Raw genomic sequence first — 18091 nt, forward strand, 5'->3', positions numbered from 1 at the left:
TTGGCTCGCATACGATCATTTGTTCGGTTGGTGATCAATAAGATCAAGGCAACAACAATGCCAATATTTGCCAAGAGGAGTGCTGTATGCGTCTCGTGCGTCATTTGCCCGTCACGACCCTAGCAACTGCTATTGCGGTAGCTGGCCAAGCCCAGGCTCAAACTGAGATCACCGTCGCCACGGTGAACAATAATGACATGGTCATTATGCAGAGCCTGACCGATGCCTTTGAGCAAGCGCACCCGGATATCACGCTGGACTGGGTGGTGCTTGAGGAGAACGTGCTGCGTCAGCGTATGACCACGGATATTGCCACCGGCGGTGGGCAGTTCGACGTGATGACCATCGGCACTTATGAAGTGCCCATTTGGGCGGAACGCGGCTGGCTTGAGCCGCTGGACAGCCTGCCCGATGACTATAACGAAGACGATCTGCTGGCATCGGTACGCGACGGCTTAAGCCTGGACGGCACGCTGCACGCCCTGCCGTTCTATGCGGAAAGCTCGATGATGTATTACCGCACCGATCTGTTTGAGCAGGCTGGTATTGAGATGCCCGAGCAGCCCACCTGGACACAGGTGCGTGACTGGGCCGAACAGCTCCATGGTAGCGAAGAGGGCTTGGCGGGTATCTGTTTGCGCGGCAAGCCGGGCTGGGGCGAGAACATGGCCTTTGTCTCGACGCTGGTGAACACCTTCGGCGGCCGCTGGTTTGATGAGCAGTGGAATCCGGAGCTGAACTCTGAGGCGTGGAATAACGCGATTTCGTTCTACGTAGACCTGCTCAGCAACTACGGCCCGCCAGGCGCCAGCTCCAACGGCTTTAACGAGAACTTAGCGCTCTTCTCACGCGGTAACTGCGCCATGTGGGTCGATGCTACCTCGGCGGCAGGCAAGCTCTACGACGAGAGCGAATCCGACGTAGCCGGTACGCTTGGCTTTGCGCCCGCGCCCATCGCGGAAACTCCCAAAGGTTCCCACTGGCTGTGGTCTTGGGCACTGGCTATCCCAGCCTCCTCTGAGCATAAAGAGGCAGCTCAAGCGTTCATTACTTGGGCCACTTCTGAAGAGTATATCGAGCTTGTCGGTGAGACTAACGGCTGGACCAGCGTACCGCCGGGTACTCGTGAATCCACCTATGCTAACGAGCAGTACACCTCAGCCGCGCCGTTTGCTGGCTTCGTACTTAACGCCATTAAAGAGGCTGACCCCACCGACTCTAGCCTAGAGCCGAACCCCTATGTGGGCGTGCAGTTTGTGGGTATTCCTGAGTTCCAATCGATTGGCACTCAGGTAGGCCAAACCATTGCGGCGGCGCTGACCGGCGATACGTCGGTTGAGCAGGCGCTAGATAGCGCCCAGCGTGCTACTGAGCGCACGATGCAGCGGGCGGGCTACATCGAACGTTAATGCACTCCTGCGCCTGCCCGGCCACGGGCAGGCGTTTTTGGTGGTTCTCGCAGGTCTGTTTTCTTGCAGGTATTTCCATGAATAGAACACGTGCTTCTGGCCGTACGGTCGGCGGGCTGAGAACGCTTTCGCTTCAAGCGCCCGCCGTAACGCTGCTCCTGCTCTGGATGATTGTGCCCCTAGGCATGACCATCTGGTTCTCTTTCCAGCGTTACAACTTACTGATGCCCGAGATGACCGGCTTCGCCGGGCTGGAAAACTATGAGTACCTGCTGACCGACCCCGCGCTATGGTCGGCCATGGGCACCACGCTGCTGCTAGTGGGTTGGGTGCTGGTGATTACCGTGGTGGGCGGTACGCTCTTAGCGGTTCTGTTTCAACAGGATTTTGCTGGGCGGGGCATAGCCCGCGTATTGGCGATCTCTCCCTTCTTTGTCATGCCAACGGTGAGCGCGCTGGTATGGAAAAACATGATGATGCACCCCTCTAACGGGGTGTTGGCGTGGTTAGCACAGTCGCTGGGACTTCCTGCGCTGGACTGGTTCTCATCGCTACCGCTGACCTCCATCATCATCATCGTCTCGTGGCAGTGGCTGCCGTTTGCGCTACTGATCCTGCTGACGGCGATGCAATCGCTGGATGAAGACCAAGTGGAAGCCGCGCGGATGGATGGCGCGGGGCCGCTGGCGATTTTCTTCTTTATCACGCTACCGCACCTAAAGCGGGCGATTAGCGTGGTGATCATGATTGAAATGATCTTCCTGCTGACGATTTTTGCCGAGATCTTTGTCACTACCTCCGGTGGGCCTGGGCTCGCCACCACCAACTTGGCTTATTTGATCTACATCCAAGCGCTGCTGGATTTCGATGTGGGCATGGCCTCGGCGGGTGGGGTGATCGCCATCATTCTGGCCAATATCGTCGCGATTTTCCTTGTCCGTATGGTCGCTAAGAACTTAGAAGACTGACCCCGGCACCAGGGCGTCTTGGGAGCATTTCAATGACAACTCATCGTAATAGTGCACCAGCACACACTCGCTCGTTGCCCATCCGGCAACTGGTATTGACCCTGTTGGGCTGGTCGATCGCGCTGATTATCTTTTTCCCTATCCTGTGGATGGTGCTGACCGGTTTTAAAACCGAGACGGCGGCGATAGCCGACCCCAGCTTTCTCTTTTCGCCCACGCTGGAAAGCTATCAGGAGGTGCAGGCACGCTCGGGCTATGCCCGTTTCGCGCTGAACAGCATCGCGGTGGCGTTTGGCTCTACGTTTTTAGCGCTGCTTATCGCTATTCCTTCAGCCTATGCCATGGCTTTTTTGCCCACTAAGCGCACCAAGGGTACGCTGCTGTGGATGCTCTCCACCAAAATGCTGCCGCCGGTGGGTGTTCTGGTGCCTATCTACCTGATTTTCCGCGATGTCGGGTTGCTGGATACCCGTACCGGGCTGATCATTATTTATACCTTGATGAACCTGCCCATCGTGGTGTGGATGCTCTACACCTTCTTTAAAGATATGCCCAAAGACATTCTCGAAGCGGGCCGGATGGACGGTGCCTCCACTCTGCAGGAAGTGTTCTTCCTGCTACTGCCGCTGACCCTGCCAGGGATTGCGTCGACCGGGCTGCTCTCGGTGATTTTGAGCTGGAACGAAGCGTTCTGGAGTCTCAACCTCACCTCGTCGAAAGCCGCGCCGTTGACCGCCTACATTGCCTCGTTCTCAAGCCCCGAAGGGCTGTTCTGGGCCAAGCTATCGGCGGCTTCTACTATGGCCATCGCCCCCATCCTAATCCTCGGCTGGATGACCCAAAAACAAATGGTGCGCGGCCTGACCTTTGGCGCCGTCAAGTAAAGGAGTTCCCCATGGCAACCTTACAACTCAAGAACATTACTAAGCAGTTTGGCGACACCAAGGTCATCAAGGGCATTGATCTCGACGTTAACGATCGTGAGTTCGTGGTGTTCGTAGGCCCTTCGGGCTGCGGTAAATCCACGCTGATGCGCATGATCGCAGGCCTGGAGAGCGCCAGCGACGGCGATATTCTCATCGATGGCAAGCGCATGAACGAGGTGGGCCCCGCCGACCGCGGTTTGGCGATGGTGTTTCAAAGCTACGCGCTGTACCCGCACATGACCGTTGAGGGCAACATGGGCTTCAGCATGCGCTTGGCTGGGGTGCCCAAAGAGGAGCGCCGCGCCAAGGTGCTGGAAGCTGCCAAGATCCTTCAGCTTGAACCGCTGCTGGATCGCAAGCCCAAAGCGCTGTCCGGCGGGCAGCGCCAGCGGGTGGCGATTGGCCGAGCGATTGTGCGCAACCCCAGCATCTTCCTGTTCGACGAGCCGCTCTCCAACCTAGATGCGGCGTTGCGGGTGCAGATGCGTATCGAGCTGGCGCGGCTGCATGAAGAGCTGGATGCCACGATGATTTACGTGACCCACGACCAGATAGAAGCCATGACCATGGCCGATAAAATCGTCGTACTACACGATGGCGTGGTGGAGCAGGTGGGTTCGCCCATGGCGCTCTACCACCACCCGCGTAACCGCTTTGTGGCAGGCTTTATCGGCTCGCCCAAGATGAATTTCTTCAGCGTCGAACAGCAGTCCATTGGTGATGATGGCGTCACCGTGCGCCTGCCCGGCGGGCGGCCCTGCACTATCCCTGTGGCGGGTGAACAGCTCGCCAGCGATGAAGCGCTGGAGCTGGGTATTCGTCCTGAGCATCTACAGCTGGATGAAAACGGCCCGCTGAGTGGGCAGATTAAAGTGTTGGAGCGCTTAGGCGGGCAGACCTCGCTGTACGTGCAGATGGGCGAGCTACTGATCACCATTATGGCCGATGGCGACGTGGCCTACCGGGTGAACGATACCGTGCAGTTTGGCTTTGCCGCCGAGCGTGCTCATCTGTTCGACGCACAAGGCTTGGCGCTAGAGAGCCTGTCACAGCACCCGCTGGCCAGCCTGACCCGCCAGGATAACCGTGCGGCTACCGAGCCTGCTGCGCCAGGGGCGCAGGTATGAAAGCGCTGATTTTTGATTGCGACGGCGTTCTGGTGGATAGCGAAGCCCTGGCAGAAGAGACCTTGGAAACCCACCTTGTGCAGTGGCTGCCGGATCTGGATATTCCCACGCTGCTCAGCCAAGCCCTGGGCATGACGACCGCCGACATCCTAAAGCACTTGGCGCAGTTAAGCCGCCATCAGCTGCCGCCCGATGCCTCCGAGCGGGTCGATAGCGCCATAGAAGCGCGCCTGGCACGAGAACTCACCGCGATTGCGGGGGTTCACGACGCCGTGAGTAGTCTCGATTTACCTAAGGCCGTGGTCTCCAACAGCCGCCGCTGCCGCGTATTGGCATCGCTTGCGACAACGCAGTTGGAAGAGGCGTTGGGCGATGTGCCGATTTTCACGGCCGAGCAGGTCGATAACCCTAAGCCGGACCCGGCGATTTACCGCTTGGCGGCGCATGAGCTTGGCTGCCCGCCCAGCCGCTGCCTAGTGGTTGAGGATAGCGTGGCAGGCGTTACCGCTGCCCATGCCGCCGGCATGCGGGTGATTGGTTTTGTGGGCGCCAGCCATATCGACGACGAGCAGCCTAACCGCCTGCTCGCGGCGGGTGCTTGGCGAATTTTGCCCCATATGCGCGGGCTTCGCGCCTTAGTGGACGAGTGGCAATTACATCTGCAAGGACAAGATAACAATGAAACTGCTCAATAAACGTGCCGTGATTACTGGCGGTGCCCGTGGCATCGGACTCGCCATTGCCCAGCGCTATTTGGCCGAAGGGGCCAGTGTCGTGGTGGCCGATATCGATGCCAAGGCCATCGAAGACGCACTCACCACGCTGCAGCAGGATGCCAGCGCCGAGCGGGTCATGGGCGTGGTGCTGAACGTGTGCGACCAAGGCTCTATCGATGCCATGGTGGAGAGCGTCACCGAGCGCTTTGGTGGCATTGATATTTTGGTCAATAACGCGGCGGTGTTCGATATGGCGCCGGTGCTGGAAGTGACCCAAGCCAGCTTTGACAAACAGTTTGCGGTGAACACCAAAGGCATGTTTTTCACCCTGCAGGCCGTGGCCCGCGCCATGGTGGCCCAAGGTCAGGGAGGCAAAATTATCAATATGGCCTCTCAGGCGGGCCGACGTGGCGAACCGCTAGTGAGTGTTTACTGCGCCAGCAAAGCCGCCGTGATTAGCCTGACCCAGTCCTGCGGACTCGATTTGATCAAGCATCGTATCAACGTCAACGGCATTGCCCCCGGCGTGGTGGATACCCCGATGTGGGAAGAGGTCGATGCGCTGTTTGCTCGCTACGAGAACCGCCCATTGGGCGAGAAAAAGCGCCTAGTGGGCGAGGCGGTGCCCTATGGCCGTATGGGGCTGCCGGAAGATCACACCGGCGCTGCCGTGTTTCTCGCCAGCCAGGATAGCGATTACGTCGTCGCCCAGACCCTCAACGTCGATGGCGGCAACTGGATGAGCTAAGACGCCCATGAGCCCTGATCTTGTTTCGTTAAGCCACCAACTGCTGGATGCCGCCGAAGGCAAGGCGCGCTTTATGGTTGCCCTGGCGGGGCCGCCGGGGGCCGGAAAATCCTACCGCAGCGCGCTGCTCTGCGAGGCGATTAATCAGCTGCGCCCAGGGCAGGCGGCGGTGGTGCCGATGGATGGCTACCACTTTGATAACGCCGTACTGGGCGATGAACAGCTGCCTGTGAAAGGTGCGCCCCACACCTTCGATGTGGAGGGCTTGCATCACGATTTGATGCGCATCCGTCGGGCGGATAAGCCAGTGGCTGTGCCGGTCTTTGATCGGCCGCTGGACCTTGCCCGTGCCGGTGGGCGGTTAATTACCCCCGCGCATCGCATTGTGATTGTGGAAGGCAATTATCTGCTATTGAACCAAGATCCGTGGCGTTCACTGCACGCGCTGTTCGACTGGACGCTAATGATCGACGTCGATGATGACGTGCTCGTAGAGCGGTTGGTGAACCGCTGGCTCTGTATGGGCCAAGACCACAGCGGCGCGCTTGAGCGCACCCACCAAAAAGACATGCTGAACGCCGCGCTGGTAAAAACCAGCAGCGTGCCACCTGACCAGCGCTGGCGCTAGGACGCGCTTGCCCAGCCAATAACCCGGAGAGTGACGATGACCCAGCTTAATAACCACAATGTGGGTGCCCTCAGCGCGGCGGTTGAGACGCCGACCTATGATCGTCAGGCCGTGACGCCTGGCATCGTCCATATTGGCGTCGGTGGTTTTCATCGTGCCCATCAGGCGATGTACATGGATGCGCTGATGAACCAAGGCGAAGCGCTGGATTGGGGCATTGTGGGCGTGGGGGTCATGCCCGGCGACAAACGCATGCAGCAGGCCCTCGCCGCACAAGACTACCTTTACACCCTCGTGGTCAAGCACCCTGACGGTGAATATCAGCCTCGGGTGATTGGCAGCATGGTGAACTACCTGTTTGCCCCGGAAGACCCCGAGGCGGTCATCGAGACCATGGCCGACCCCGCCATCAAAATTGTCTCGCTCACCGTTACGGAGGGCGGCTACAACTTTCATCCGGTGTCCGGAGAATTCAACTTGGACGCCCCCCAGGTGCGCGACGATCTCGCCCATCCTGAGCGCCCCTCCACCAGCTTTGGCTTGGTGGTGGAAGCCCTGGTACGCCGCCGGGCACGGGGTATTGCGCCGTTTACGGTGATGTCCTGCGATAACATTCAAGGCAACGGCGATGTCGCCAAGCGCATGTTCAGCGCCTATGCCCGCGCCCGCAGTGCGGAGCTGGGCGACTGGCTAGCCGCTGAGGTAGCGTTCCCCAACGCCATGGTGGACCGCATCACGCCAGTGACCGCGCCCACGGATATCGAAGAGCTCTCCCAGCGCTTTGGCGTTGAAGATGCCTGGCCCGTGGTGTGTGAGCCTTTTACCCAGTGGGTGCTGGAAGATCACTTCCCCTTGGGCCGCCCAGCGTTCGAGAAGGTCGGCGTGCAAGTTGTTGAGGATGTCGAGCCGTACGAACTCATGAAGCTGCGCCTGCTCAATGCCAGCCACCAGGCGCTGACCTACTTTGGCTATTTGGCGGGCTACCGCTACGCCCATGAGGTGTGCCAAGACCCGCTGTTTGTCGAGTTCTTGCTCGGCTACATGCGCGAAGAGGGCACGCCGACGCTGGCCCCCGTGCCGGGGGTGGATCTAGAAACCTACCGGCTGACGCTGATCGGGCGCTTTGCGAACCCGCAAATCAGAGACACCTTGGCGCGGCTGTGCGCCGAAAGCTCGGATCGCATTCCGAAATGGTTAGTGCCGGTGATTCGCCAGCAGCTTGCCCAGGGCGGTGAGATTGAGCGCAGCGCCGCCGTGGTGGCCAGCTGGGCACGCTACGCCGAAGGCGTCGATGAGCAGGGTCAGTCCATTGAGATCGTGGACCGTTTGCGCGAGCCGTTAATGGCCATTGCCGCCAATAACCGCACCCATCCAGCGGCCTTCGTGGAAAACCGCGAGCTGTTTGGCGACTTGGCGGATCAGCCTCGCTTCATTAACGCCTACCTGGAGGCGCTGAAGTCGCTGCATGAACGAGGCGCACGGGCTACTCTTGAGGCTCTGGTCGCGTCCAAAGGAACGTTGTGATGTATATCGGGGTGGATTGCGGTACGCAAAGTACCAAAGTCGTGGTAGTGGATGTAGAACGGGGCGTCATTCTGGGCGAGGGCAGCCGCCCGCACCGCCTGGATGAAGGGGAGCATGGCCGCCGGGAGCAGGCACCCGCGGAGTGGCTGGCGGCGCTCAAGGGCGCGTTCTTTCAAGCGATTGAGCGCGCCGGGATCGATGCCAAGCAGGTGCGCGGTATTGGCGTGTCTGGCCAGCAGCACGGCATGGTGGCACTCGATGCCGATGGCGTGCCGGTGTATCCCGCCAAGCTTTGGTGCGATACCGAAACCAGCGCTCAAAATAGCGCACTAGTGGAAACGCTGGGGGGCGAGGCGGGCTGCCTGGAGAAGCTGGGCCTGGTGCTGCAAACGGGCTATACCGCCTCAAAAGTGGCCTGGTTACGCGAGCATCAGCCGGATGCCTACCAGCGTATTGCTACGCTCTTGCTGCCCCATGACTACCTGAATTTTTGGCTGACCGGCGAACGGGTTACCGAGGCAGGCGACGCCTCGGGCACCGGTTACTTTGATACCCGCGCCCAGTGCTGGCAAAAAGAGGTGTTTGCCGCCATTGCGCCAGAACTCGACCCTGACCGTGTACTGCCTCGGATCATTGACGCCCATGAACCCGCTGGCCGCGTGCGCCCGTTAGTGGCTCAGGAGCTGGGGCTAGGCGATAACGTGGTGGTCTCCTCCGGCGGTGGCGACAACATGATGGGGGCGATTGGCACCGGCAATATTACCCAGGGGCTGGTCACGCTCAGTTTGGGCACTTCCGGCACGGTGTGTGCTTACTCACCTAACTCCGTGGTGTGTGACAGCGCCATGGTGGCGAATTTTTGTGCCAGCCACGGGGGATGGCTGCCGCTGATCTGCACCATGAACGTGACCTCGGCAACGACTCGCGTGCGTGAGCTGTTTGGGTTGGACTTGGCTACCTTTGGTGAACAGGTCGCCAGCGCCCCGATTGGTGCCGAGGGCGTCACCGTGCTGCCGTTTTTTAACGGTGAACGGGTGCCCATGCTGCCCGATGCCACCGGCGATTTTCTCGGGTTGACCAGCCTGAATATGACCCAGGCCAACCTTTGCCGTGGGGTGATGGAGGGCGCAACCTTTGGCCTCCGCTATGGGCTGGAGCTGCTGGGCGAGCTGGCGGCGGGCACTAGCCAGATTCGATTGATTGGCGGCGGGGCGAAAAGCCCGGTGTGGCGGCAAATGGTCGCTGATATTACCAACACCCAGGTGATTTGCCCCGAGATTACCGATGCCGCCGCGCTAGGGGCAGCCATTCAAGCGGCCTGGTGCGATTTACAGCCCGAGGGCGTTAGCCTGGCATCACTCTGCGAGCGTTTAGTGCATCTGGATGCGGCCTCGCTAGCGGAGCCTGATGCCGAGCGTGTGGCCGCCTATGAAGGGGCCTATCAGCGCTATTTGGCCGCGCTAGGGCAGCGCCATACGCTGTAACCACCCATTGCCTCCATGGCCGATAGCCTTGTACCGTGATCCACTCAACCACGGTAACGCAGCGGAGAATGCCATGGAGGCTAGCTTACGCCACCTGCTCACTACTCACGATATAGCGCCCACCGGCGAGCTAGAGCCGCTAAGCGGGGGCGACAGTGCGGCGGTATATACGTTAGCCACGCGCCAGGGGCGGGTGATTGTGAAGCATGACGATCCCGAGCGTCTCAGGGGCGAGGCAGAAGGGCTGCACGCCCTGGCCGGGGCCAATACCTCGCTCATCATTCCCGAAGTGCTCGGCCAAGCGGAAGGCTGGCTAGTGATGGAAGCCCTGGAGACTCAGCCCGCCAACAAGCAGGATGCGACCGCGCTGGGAGAGGGCCTTCGCCAACTGCACGGCGTGATAGGCGCCTCCCACGGTTGGCATGAAGACAACGCCTGCGGATTGACCCCGCAGCCCAATGCGCCACTGGCTGACGGGCGGCAGTTTCAGCGCGAGCGCCGCCTGCTCCCCCTTTGCGAGGCCTGTTTTCAGCGTGGTTTGCTTGATAGCGCGCTACGTCGCCGTATCGAACAGCAGGCCGAACAGCTGGAAAGCTGGTTGCCGGATGCTCCTGGGAGTTTGGTTCACGGCGACTTGTGGTCGGGCAATGTACTGACCACGCCCCGCGGGCCAGCGCTGATCGACCCGGCGATTTATCGCCACTACCCCGAGACCGACCTGGCCATGCTGACGCTGTTCGGCTCCCCCGGTGACGCATTTTTCGAGGCCTACTGGAACGGCAACGCCCCGGCCGACTGGCCGAGGCGTGAAGCGCTGTTTCAACTCTACCCACTGCTTAACCATCTGCTGCTGTTTGGTGCCAGTTACCGCAGTGGGGTCGAGCGCAGCGTAACGCTGCTGGAACACGATTAAGCAAGCGTTATTAACGTTACCAGGACTTATAAGGCAGGAATTTGCCGTTCAGGGTCAGCAGTACTCGGTCGCCTTTCGGGTCTTCGATTTTGTCCACTTCCATGGTGAAGTCGATGGCGCTCATGATGCCGTCGCCGAACTTCTCCTGCACCACGTCTTTCAGCGTTTCGCCGTACACGCCGACCACTTCGTAGAGGCGATAGACGAACGGGTCTTGGGGGATGGCTTCATCCCACGCTTTTGTGGGGAAGGCCGTGAGCGCGGTGGCCACGTCGCCATCCACTTCGAGTACGTCGCAGAGCTTATGGGCGATATCGGCGCTGGCGCTGTTCATGCCGTAGCAGGCAGAGGCGACCCACACCGGCGACATGCCGACGGCGCTGGCAATATCATCCCAACTCATTTTTTTGCGGGCTTTGGCAGCCAGCAGGGTATGGCGCATTTCGAGCTTATCCATGACGGACCTCCTTGGGAGTGAACTTCACTAGGTTTTCTTGTGGTTCGGTGGCAGGGGATGCCGGGGTTGAATGTGTAGTGGTGTCTGCAGACGCTAGCTGTACCGGATTCACCGGCGTCGGGTAGCGCAGGCCTTGGCCGTCGAACTCCTGGGTGCGCAGCTCGCTGGAGCGGTTCACCAGGAAATCGACCAAGTAGTTACGAATCGTGTAGAAGTGCGGATGCTTGACGATCTCCGCCCGCTGGCGGGGCCTTGGCAGATCAATTTCCACCGCTTCGGCGATACGCGCTTGGGGGCCGTTGGTCATTAAGAAGATGCGGTCGGCCAGTAAGATCGCTTCGTCCACATCGTGAGTAATCATGAACACGGTCTGCTGATCCTGGCTCCAGATTTTGATCAGCTCGTCTTGAATGACGCCCCGGGTCAGCGCATCCAGCGCGCCGAACGGCTCATCCAACAGCAGCAGTTTGGGCTTGGTGGCAAACGCCCGGGCGATGCTCACCCGCTGGCGCATACCGCCAGAGAGCTGGGAGGGCTTTCGGTCTACCACCTCTTTCAAGCCGACCATCTCTAGGTATTTCATGCTGTGGTCGGTGACTTCCCGGTCGCTCCACGCTCTCCAGCGGGCGCGTACGCCAAAGCGAACGTTTTCAAGCGCGGTGAGCCAGGGCAGCAGGCTGTAGTTTTGAAACACCACGCCACGCTCAAGGCCAGGGCCGCTGATCTCTTTGTTCTCCATCACCATGGAGCCTTCAGAGAACTGATCCAGCCCGGCGAGTGCGTTCATGATGGTGGATTTGCCGCAGCCGGAGTGGCCGATGATGCACACAAACTCGCCCTTCTTGAGCTGAAAACTAATGTTCTCAAACACCGTTAGCGGTTTTGCCTCTTTAGTGGCGCCGGGGAAGCGCTTGGCAGCTTTCTGTACCTCTACAAAAGCATGACTCATGGTCGGCTCCTTATTCGGCGTAAGTGACAAAGCGGGCAAGATAGGCAAGCGACATATCCAGCAGCATGCCCACCACGCCGATCATCAGGATGGAGAAGATCACGCTGGTCAGGTCGAGGTTGTTCCACTCATTCCAGACGTAGTAGCCAATGCCGGTGCCGCCCACCAGCATCTCGGCAGCCACGATGACCAGCCAGGCAATGCCGATGGAGATCCGCATGCCGGTCAGAATGGTGGGTGCGGCCGCAGGTAGAATCACCTTGAAGGCCGTTTGCAGCGACGACAGCTCGTGGGTGCGGGCCACGTTCACCCAGTCGTTGCGCACACCCGCCACGCCAAAGGCAGTGTTAAGCAGCATTGGCCAAATCGAGCAGATAAAGATCACGAAGATGGCGGAGGCTTCAGAGTCGCGAATGATGAACAGCGCCAGCGGCATCCAGGCCAGCGGCGAGATAGGCCGCAGCACTTGAATAAACGGGTTGAGCGCTTTGTACGCCAGGGGCGACATGCCAATTAAGAAACCAATCGGAATCGCCACCAGCGCGGCCAGCAGGTAGCCGCTGAGCACGCGGTAGAGCGAGTAGCCCAACTGAATGCCAATGCCTTTGTCGTTGGGGCCTGCATCGTAAAAAGGGTTAGAAAGCTCCTGCCACGCTTTCACGGCGATTTCCGAGGGCGGCGGTACTTTGGCGCTCTCATCGGCCCCGGCCAGCAGCTGTTCGTACTCGCTTAGCGCCTCGCCGCCGCCCATCAAGGGCGATTGATTCAACCCTTCCCAGACGCCCAGGCCTACCACGAGCAGCATAATGGCGAGAATCGTGGCGCGGGCGTTCAAGCTTAATTTCCATTCGGTGGTGGTGCGATCCATGGTTAGCTCCTCCGAATCGCGAAGCTGTCGACATACGCTTCAGGCTGGGTGTAATCAAAGGTTTTACCCATGATTTGATAGTTGCGGGCGGTCTCTTCGGGCGCTTCGTACCCCAGCTCGCGCATCACGGTCTGGGCATCGGTGGCCAGGTACACATCCCGGGCAATCTGCTGATAATCCACGTCGCCTTCGATATAGCCCCAGCGCTTCATTTGCGTCAGGATCCACACCGCCATGGAGTGCCAGGGGAAGGGGTCGAAATCGATGCGGTCCGGCACGTTCTGCACGCCGCCTAAACCGTCGGCAAATCGCCCGGTGAGTACCTGTTCAATCACCGTGACCGGCTGGTTCAGGTAGTTCGTCGGGGCAATGGCTTCGGCAATTTCTGAGCGGTTAGCGGGGTCTGAAGAGTACTGGGTAGCATCGATAATCGCCCGCAGCAGTGCGCCATAGGTGTTCGGGTTTTCGCGGGCGAAGCGGGCGCTGGTGGCAAAGGCGCAGCAGGGGTGGCCGTCCCAAATCTCTTTGGTCAGCAGGTGAATAAAGCCGATGCGTTCAAACACCGCGCGCTGGTTGAAGGGGTCGGGGGATAAGAAGCCGTCGATGTTGCCTGCCCGCAGGTTGGCGACCATTTCGGGCGGCGGAATTACGCGGATTTGAATATCTTGATCCGGGTCTAAGCCGTGCTCGGCCACGTAGTAGCGCAGTAGGAAGTTGTGCATGGAGTACTCGAACGGTACGCCAAAAGTGAAGCCTTTCCACTGCTGCGGGTCGCGCTTATCCAGGTGGTCGTTATGTAGCACAATCGCCTGGCCGTTGATGTTTTCTACGGCGGGCATAATGAACGGCTCTGGGGTAGAGCCTGCACCGAGGGTCATCGCCAGCGGCATGGGCGTTAGCATGTGCGCCGCGTCGTATTCGCGGTTGAGGGACTTGTCCCGCGCTACCGCCCAGCCAGCGGTTTTAATCACCGAGACATCCAGGCCGTAGCGCTCATAAAAGCCCATAGGGTGGGCCATGATAATGGGCGTGGCGCAGGTGATGGGAACGAAGCCGACATTAAGCTGGGTTTTCTCAAGCGGCCCTAAACTCTCTTTCACCGCGGCTTTAATCGAATCTAGGGGGAACAGGCTCGCCAGAGCTGCGGCGGCCGTGCCGCCACCTACCAGCTTCATAAACTGGCGGCGGTGCATATCGCTATGGCCAAACATACCGCGCACCAAAGCGCTTTCGACCATGCGATCCATCACATCATCGGCACTATTCGGCGTGGGCGCCGCTGTTTTCGCGGTTGGCTGAGTAGAGGATGTAATAATACTGGGTTGGGAAGAGTGGCACTGATGACAATCGCACTGCCGTCCGTGAATCAGTGATTGGCGATGATCAAACGGGTTGCCAAGACTGCTGTGGTCGTTGTTCTCTTTCATGGACGTTCACCTCACAGGAGCAAAAGGGCTTTAAGCTGCGCCGTCTTGGTGCGAAACGTGTCCCTGCGGCGCTACTTAGTAGATAGCGACTTACGTGCCATAACGTCTTATTTTGGATTTAATACAATAAAATCAAATATTTAATATTTTTCATGGCGGCATTTTTCGAGTAGCAAAAACTCACGATATTTCGTTGATAACGATATTTCGTTGTTTAAATAACGAAAGTTCGTGATTGGCCCGTTGTTTGTATGGAGTAAGCGACATCCTGCTGGCAAATGAGGAGCCTGCGATGCACGCTGCCACCCTGAAAGATGACGCTCACCCGTCCTTAACGCTGATGGCTCACCACACGCCGTTGGCCATGGTGATTATTGACCCACTGAGCGACCGCTTAATTGATGCCAATACCGCAGCGTGTCAACTGCTGTTGATTCATCACGAGCAGCCGCTCGCTACTCCTTTTAGCCACCGTCTAAGCGCTTCATTGCCGCTATGGGTCAGCTTTACCGATGAGGTGCTGACGACCGGCCAAGGCTGGTCGGATGATTTAGTGCTGTTGGATAGCGTCCGCCAGCCTCGCCGTGTCGAGGTCTATGGGCAGCGCTTACACGACTCCTCACAGCTATTGCTGACGGTGATTGATCGCAATAAAGCCGAGCAGCGCCGCGCCAAGGCTGAGCTCAGCCGCCAGCACCGCCAGGGGGAGGTGGGTTGGCAGCGGGTCGAGCAGGTGTTCGAGCGTATCGAAAAGCAGAACCAGCTGATTCTCAGCGCCGCCGGGGAAGGCATTTATGGCCTGGATGCGGAGGGGAAAACCACGTTCGTCAACCCGGCTGCCGAACGCATTCTCGGCTGGAGCACGGAAGATATGGTGGGCCACGATGCGCACTTAATGTTTCACCACACCCACGCCGATGGCAGCCACTTTCCGGTACAGCAGTGCCCCATCCATGCCTCGTTTAGCGATGGCCAAGTGCACCATGTGGATGACGAGGTGTTCTGGCATAAAAACGGCGAGGCGATTCCCGTGGAGTACACCAGCACACCGATCTTTGAAATGGGCCGACTAGTGGGGGCCGTCGTGCTGTTTCGCGATATTCGCGAACGTAAACGGGCCGAGCAGCAGCTGCGCGATGCACTGGAAGAGGTGGAGTCGCTCAAGCGCCGATTGGAGCTGGAGAACCAGTACCTGCAAGAAGAGATTAAAGCCGAGGTGAATCATCGTAATATCGTCGGCAACAGCCCAGCGGTCGCCAAGCTGGTGCAGCAGATCGCCATGGTAGCCCCCACCAGCGCGAACGTGCTGATTAGCGGTGAATCGGGCACGGGCAAAGAGCTGATTGCCCGGGCGATTCATGCGGGCAGTAGCCGCAGCGACCGGCCGCTGATCCGTGTGAACTGTGCCGCGATTCCTCGTGACCTCTTCGAGAGTGAGTTTTTTGGCCATGTAAAAGGCGCGTTTACCGGTGCGGTGCAGGACCGGCCAGGGCGCTTTGAGCTGGCCCACGGCGGCACGCTGTTTCTGGATGAAGTGGGGGAGATCCCGCTGGAGCTACAAAGCAAGCTGCTGCGCGTGCTACAGGACCAGCAGTTCGAGCGGGTGGGGGATAACCGCACCCGCGAAGTGGACGTGCGGGTGATTGCGGCGACCAACCGCGAGCTAAAAGAGATGATCGATGCCGGTCAGTTTCGCGAGGATCTCTACTTCCGTTTGAACGTTTTTCCCATCGATTCCGTCCCGTTACGAAAACGTATCGAAGACGTCCCGCTGCTGGCGCGCCACTTCTTGCATCGCGCCTGCCTGAAATTCAATAAGCCGGGCGTGCGAATACCGCCAGCTCAGCTAGAGGTCCTCGCTCGTTACCCATGGCCGGGCAATATTCGTGAATTGGAGAACGTGATCGAACGTCAGGTGATCGTGACCCAGGATCAGCGGCTCTCTTTTGATGATTTGCTACTGGCAGAGCCGCTATCCCGTCATACGACGTTCAACATACCGGCGCAAGATCATAGCGCGCTACCTGAACACCCGCTCACCGAGCAAGCGCTATGTCACCAGCAGCGCTGCAATGCGCTAAAAGCGTTGAAAGCGGCAAAGGGCAAAGTGTCTGGAGCGGGAGGGGCGGCGGAACTGTTAGGGATGAAGCCGACGACGCTGGCCTCACGTCTACAGAAATGGGGCGTCGATCCGCGGCAATATCGCCAGCGTGGTCGCAAAAGTGCGCCCACCAACGATGCTTTGGACTAAGGTAAGGAAGGATCCGCTTGACATCAGTGTTGTACACACAAATCAGGCAAGTTCAAGTCTAGCATACATACATGAATGTAACTATAATGCCACTCTTTCAGAATGGCGCTCTGCCGCGCCGTCTTACGTTGACACCTAGAGGCAATCCCATGCGACTAGCACACTGGGCAGTCAATGCCCCCTTTCGCCCCCTGTTGTTAGCAGTGCTCACGTCTTCGTTCATCCTGCCTGCCCAAGCGGCCGACTTGGTGACCATTACCCGTGATGCGCTGAATAACAACGCTGCCCTGGCCTCTGCACGGTCTGAGTTTTCCAGCGTCGAGGCGGCACGAGACGTTGCACGTGGCGGACTGTTGCCGCAGGTGAATGCCTCCGGTAGCGCTACGCATAACGAGCAATTCGAGAGCCAGGGCTCTGCCCGCAGTGCAGGCACTGGCACCGGTGCTGGAGCGGGTTCCAGCGCTGGCGTCGGCGTCAGTGACGATAGCTATAACACTGTCTCCTTGACGCTAGAAGCCACCCAGGCGCTGTTCAACGCGGTCACGCGCCAGGAAGTCAACCAGGCAGAGCGTCAGATTGATCAGCAGGTGTATCTGCTGGCCGCCACCGAGCAGCAACTGCTGATCGATGTGGCAAGTGCCTACTTCGATATTTTACGCGCCCACGAAGTGTTAGAAGCGCGCTTGGCCCAAGAGCGTGCCATTGGTCGCCAGCTCGAGCAGGCCCGCGAGCAGTTCGAAGTCGGCCTGATCGCGATTACCGAGGTAGAGGAAGCGCGGGCGAGCTTCGATCAATCTCGCGCCGATCGAATTGCCGCCGAGAGCAACCTGCAAGTGGCGTTTGAAGTATTAGAGCAGCTCACGGGGCAGCGTTATGCCAGCATCGAAGCCCTGGGCGACAGCATGCCCATCGCGCTGCCGACGCCCACCGACCGTGACTACTGGGTCGAGCAGTCTCTGGAGCGCAACCCGCAGGTACTTGCCCAGCAGGCGGGTATCGAAGTCTCCCGTGTGGGGGTAGAGCTGGCCCGCGCGGGTCGCTTGCCCACCGTGCAAGCGTTTGCCAACTACCAGTACGCCGACAGCGATAGCGAGCTGGTCAGCGGTTACGACACGTCCGCTCAGGTCGGTGTGTCAGCGAACGTGCCGATTTACACCGGCGGCAGTACCAGCGCCAGCATTCGTCAGGGCACGTTCCAGTTAGAGAGCAGTCAGTACGACTTCGAGTCTCAGCGCCGCACCACGATTCAGCAGGTTCGCTCGCTCTACACCCAGGTCAGCAACAACGTCGAAACGGTCGAAGCGCGCCAGCAGGCCATCGTGTCCAACCGCAGCGCTCTGGAAGCGACGCGCGCAGGTTATGAAGTGGGCACGCGTAACATCGTCGACGTGCTGAATGCCGAGCAGAATCTCTATAACGCCATCGCCAACTACGCTGAAGCGCGTTACGACTACGTCGTGAATCTGTTGTCGCTGCGCCAGCAGGCGGGACTGCTCGACGTGGACGCCATCGAAGAAGTGAACGCATGGCTCACCGGCGATGACGTCAACTTCACCCTACCGGAAAGCAACGAGCCCGACGCGTACCAGCGCGCGATGGACATTGGCGCGCCGCCCACCCCAGGCGCCTAATCTTCGTTGTGCATGCCCCCGTGGCGATCGGTCAATGTTTAGAAAAATGAATGGGAAATCGACGC

Annotated in this window: 16 protein-coding genes; 12 read left to right on the plus strand and 4 right to left on the minus strand. The window is 59.2% G+C overall.

All coding sequences use genetic code 11. The features are described 5' to 3' along the window. Positions 1-86 precede the first annotated feature (86 nt). From NH398_RS05100 to NH398_RS05145, 10 genes are all read left to right on the plus strand, one after another. Positions 87-1409, plus strand: a complete 1323-nt coding sequence (locus NH398_RS05100) for a sugar ABC transporter substrate-binding protein (protein ID WP_253017007.1) — start codon at positions 87-89, stop codon at positions 1407-1409. Between the two features lie 77 nt (positions 1410-1486). After that, the gene (locus NH398_RS05105) at positions 1487-2377 is read left to right on the plus strand and encodes a sugar ABC transporter permease (RefSeq protein WP_062359322.1); all 891 of its coding nucleotides are present in this window, start codon (positions 1487-1489) and stop codon (positions 2375-2377) included. A 32-nt stretch (positions 2378-2409) separates the two neighbouring features. Next, positions 2410-3261, plus strand: coding sequence for a carbohydrate ABC transporter permease (locus NH398_RS05110; protein WP_253017009.1), 852 nt, complete (start codon positions 2410-2412; stop codon positions 3259-3261). Positions 3262-3272: 11 nt separating this feature from the next. Continuing rightward, complete coding sequence (gene ugpC, locus NH398_RS05115) at positions 3273-4430, plus strand: sn-glycerol-3-phosphate ABC transporter ATP-binding protein UgpC (RefSeq protein ID WP_253017011.1); 1158 nt, start codon at positions 3273-3275, stop codon at positions 4428-4430. Next, entirely contained in the window at positions 4427-5125 is a 699-nt protein-coding gene (locus NH398_RS05120; RefSeq protein ID WP_253017013.1) for an HAD-IA family hydrolase, read from the plus strand. Before ugpC ends, NH398_RS05120 begins: the two co-directional genes overlap by 4 nt. Next, a complete protein-coding gene (locus NH398_RS05125) occupies positions 5109-5894 on the plus strand; it encodes an L-iditol 2-dehydrogenase (RefSeq protein ID WP_054640932.1) in 786 nt (261 codons plus the stop codon). The genes NH398_RS05120 and NH398_RS05125 overlap by 17 nt, the downstream gene beginning before the upstream one ends. Positions 5895-5901: 7 nt before the next feature. After that, entirely contained in the window at positions 5902-6522 is a 621-nt protein-coding gene (locus tag NH398_RS05130; protein WP_253017015.1) for a nucleoside/nucleotide kinase family protein, read from the plus strand. A 36-nt stretch (positions 6523-6558) separates the two neighbouring features. After that, positions 6559-8046 carry a mannitol dehydrogenase family protein gene (locus NH398_RS05135; protein WP_253017017.1) on the plus strand — a complete coding sequence of 496 codons (1488 nt, stop codon included), beginning with the start codon at positions 6559-6561 and terminating at the stop codon, positions 8044-8046. Then, positions 8046-9530, plus strand: coding sequence for a xylulokinase (xylB, locus tag NH398_RS05140; protein ID WP_253017019.1), 1485 nt, complete (start codon positions 8046-8048; stop codon positions 9528-9530). Before NH398_RS05135 ends, xylB begins: the two co-directional genes overlap by 1 nt. A gap of 73 nt (positions 9531-9603) precedes the next feature. Continuing rightward, positions 9604-10443: a fructosamine kinase family protein gene (locus NH398_RS05145; protein ID WP_253017021.1), complete on the plus strand. Its 840-nt coding sequence runs from the start codon at positions 9604-9606 to the stop codon at positions 10441-10443. Positions 10444-10459: 16 nt separating this feature from the next. On the opposite strand, the gene cynS is transcribed toward NH398_RS05145, so the two are convergent. The 4 genes from cynS to NH398_RS05165 are packed head-to-tail and all read right to left on the minus strand — an operon-like array spanning position 10460 to position 14144. After that, entirely contained in the window at positions 10460-10900 is a 441-nt protein-coding gene (cynS, locus tag NH398_RS05150; RefSeq protein ID WP_159341475.1) for a cyanase, read from the minus strand. Next, positions 10893-11849 carry an ABC transporter ATP-binding protein gene (locus NH398_RS05155; protein ID WP_253017023.1) on the minus strand — a complete coding sequence of 319 codons (957 nt, stop codon included), beginning with the start codon at positions 11847-11849 and terminating at the stop codon, positions 10893-10895. Before NH398_RS05155 ends, cynS begins: the two co-directional genes overlap by 8 nt. A 10-nt stretch (positions 11850-11859) precedes the next feature. Beyond that, positions 11860-12717 (minus strand): nitrate ABC transporter permease, encoded by an 858-nt coding sequence (ntrB, locus tag NH398_RS05160; RefSeq protein ID WP_253017025.1) that lies wholly within the window; start codon positions 12715-12717, stop codon positions 11860-11862. 2 nt (positions 12718-12719) lie between these two features. Then, positions 12720-14144 carry a CmpA/NrtA family ABC transporter substrate-binding protein gene (locus tag NH398_RS05165; RefSeq protein WP_253017026.1) on the minus strand — a complete coding sequence of 475 codons (1425 nt, stop codon included), beginning with the start codon at positions 14142-14144 and terminating at the stop codon, positions 12720-12722. A gap of 292 nt (positions 14145-14436) precedes the next feature. On the opposite strand from NH398_RS05165, the gene NH398_RS05170 reads away from it, so the two are divergent. Together NH398_RS05170 and NH398_RS05175 are read left to right on the plus strand one after the other, a co-directional pair. Continuing rightward, positions 14437-16395 (plus strand): sigma 54-interacting transcriptional regulator, encoded by a 1959-nt coding sequence (locus NH398_RS05170; RefSeq protein WP_253017028.1) that lies wholly within the window; start codon positions 14437-14439, stop codon positions 16393-16395. 149 nt (positions 16396-16544) lie between these two features. Then, the gene (locus NH398_RS05175) at positions 16545-18026 is read left to right on the plus strand and encodes a TolC family outer membrane protein (protein ID WP_159341480.1); all 1482 of its coding nucleotides are present in this window, start codon (positions 16545-16547) and stop codon (positions 18024-18026) included. Positions 18027-18091 lie beyond the last annotated feature (65 nt).

This window comes from Halomonas sp. CnH100-B, from assembly GCF_024124605.1.
In the GTDB taxonomy this organism is placed as follows: Bacteria; Pseudomonadota; Gammaproteobacteria; order Pseudomonadales; family Halomonadaceae; genus Vreelandella.

Bases quoted from the DNA above. Each gene is read 5' to 3' on its own strand.
- NH398_RS05100 (WP_253017007.1), top strand. From the start codon at position 87: ATGCGTCTCGTGCGTCATTTGCCCGTCACGACCCTAGCAACTGCTATT.
- NH398_RS05105 (WP_062359322.1), top strand. From the start codon at position 1,487: ATGAATAGAACACGTGCTTCTGGCCGTACGGTCGGCGGGCTGAGAACG.
- NH398_RS05110 (WP_253017009.1), top strand. From the start codon at position 2,410: ATGACAACTCATCGTAATAGTGCACCAGCACACACTCGCTCGTTGCCC.
- ugpC (WP_253017011.1), top strand. From the start codon at position 3,273: ATGGCAACCTTACAACTCAAGAACATTACTAAGCAGTTTGGCGACACC.
- NH398_RS05120 (WP_253017013.1), top strand. From the start codon at position 4,427: ATGAAAGCGCTGATTTTTGATTGCGACGGCGTTCTGGTGGATAGCGAA.
- NH398_RS05125 (WP_054640932.1), top strand. From the start codon at position 5,109: ATGAAACTGCTCAATAAACGTGCCGTGATTACTGGCGGTGCCCGTGGC.
- NH398_RS05130 (WP_253017015.1), top strand. From the start codon at position 5,902: ATGAGCCCTGATCTTGTTTCGTTAAGCCACCAACTGCTGGATGCCGCC.
- NH398_RS05135 (WP_253017017.1), top strand. From the start codon at position 6,559: ATGACCCAGCTTAATAACCACAATGTGGGTGCCCTCAGCGCGGCGGTT.
- xylB (WP_253017019.1), top strand. From the start codon at position 8,046: ATGTATATCGGGGTGGATTGCGGTACGCAAAGTACCAAAGTCGTGGTA.
- NH398_RS05145 (WP_253017021.1), top strand. From the start codon at position 9,604: ATGGAGGCTAGCTTACGCCACCTGCTCACTACTCACGATATAGCGCCC.
- cynS (WP_159341475.1), bottom strand. From the start codon at position 10,900: ATGGATAAGCTCGAAATGCGCCATACCCTGCTGGCTGCCAAAGCCCGC.
- NH398_RS05155 (WP_253017023.1), bottom strand. From the start codon at position 11,849: ATGAGTCATGCTTTTGTAGAGGTACAGAAAGCTGCCAAGCGCTTCCCC.
- ntrB (WP_253017025.1), bottom strand. From the start codon at position 12,717: ATGGATCGCACCACCACCGAATGGAAATTAAGCTTGAACGCCCGCGCC.
- NH398_RS05165 (WP_253017026.1), bottom strand. From the start codon at position 14,144: ATGAAAGAGAACAACGACCACAGCAGTCTTGGCAACCCGTTTGATCAT.
- NH398_RS05170 (WP_253017028.1), top strand. From the start codon at position 14,437: ATGCACGCTGCCACCCTGAAAGATGACGCTCACCCGTCCTTAACGCTG.
- NH398_RS05175 (WP_159341480.1), top strand. From the start codon at position 16,545: ATGCGACTAGCACACTGGGCAGTCAATGCCCCCTTTCGCCCCCTGTTG.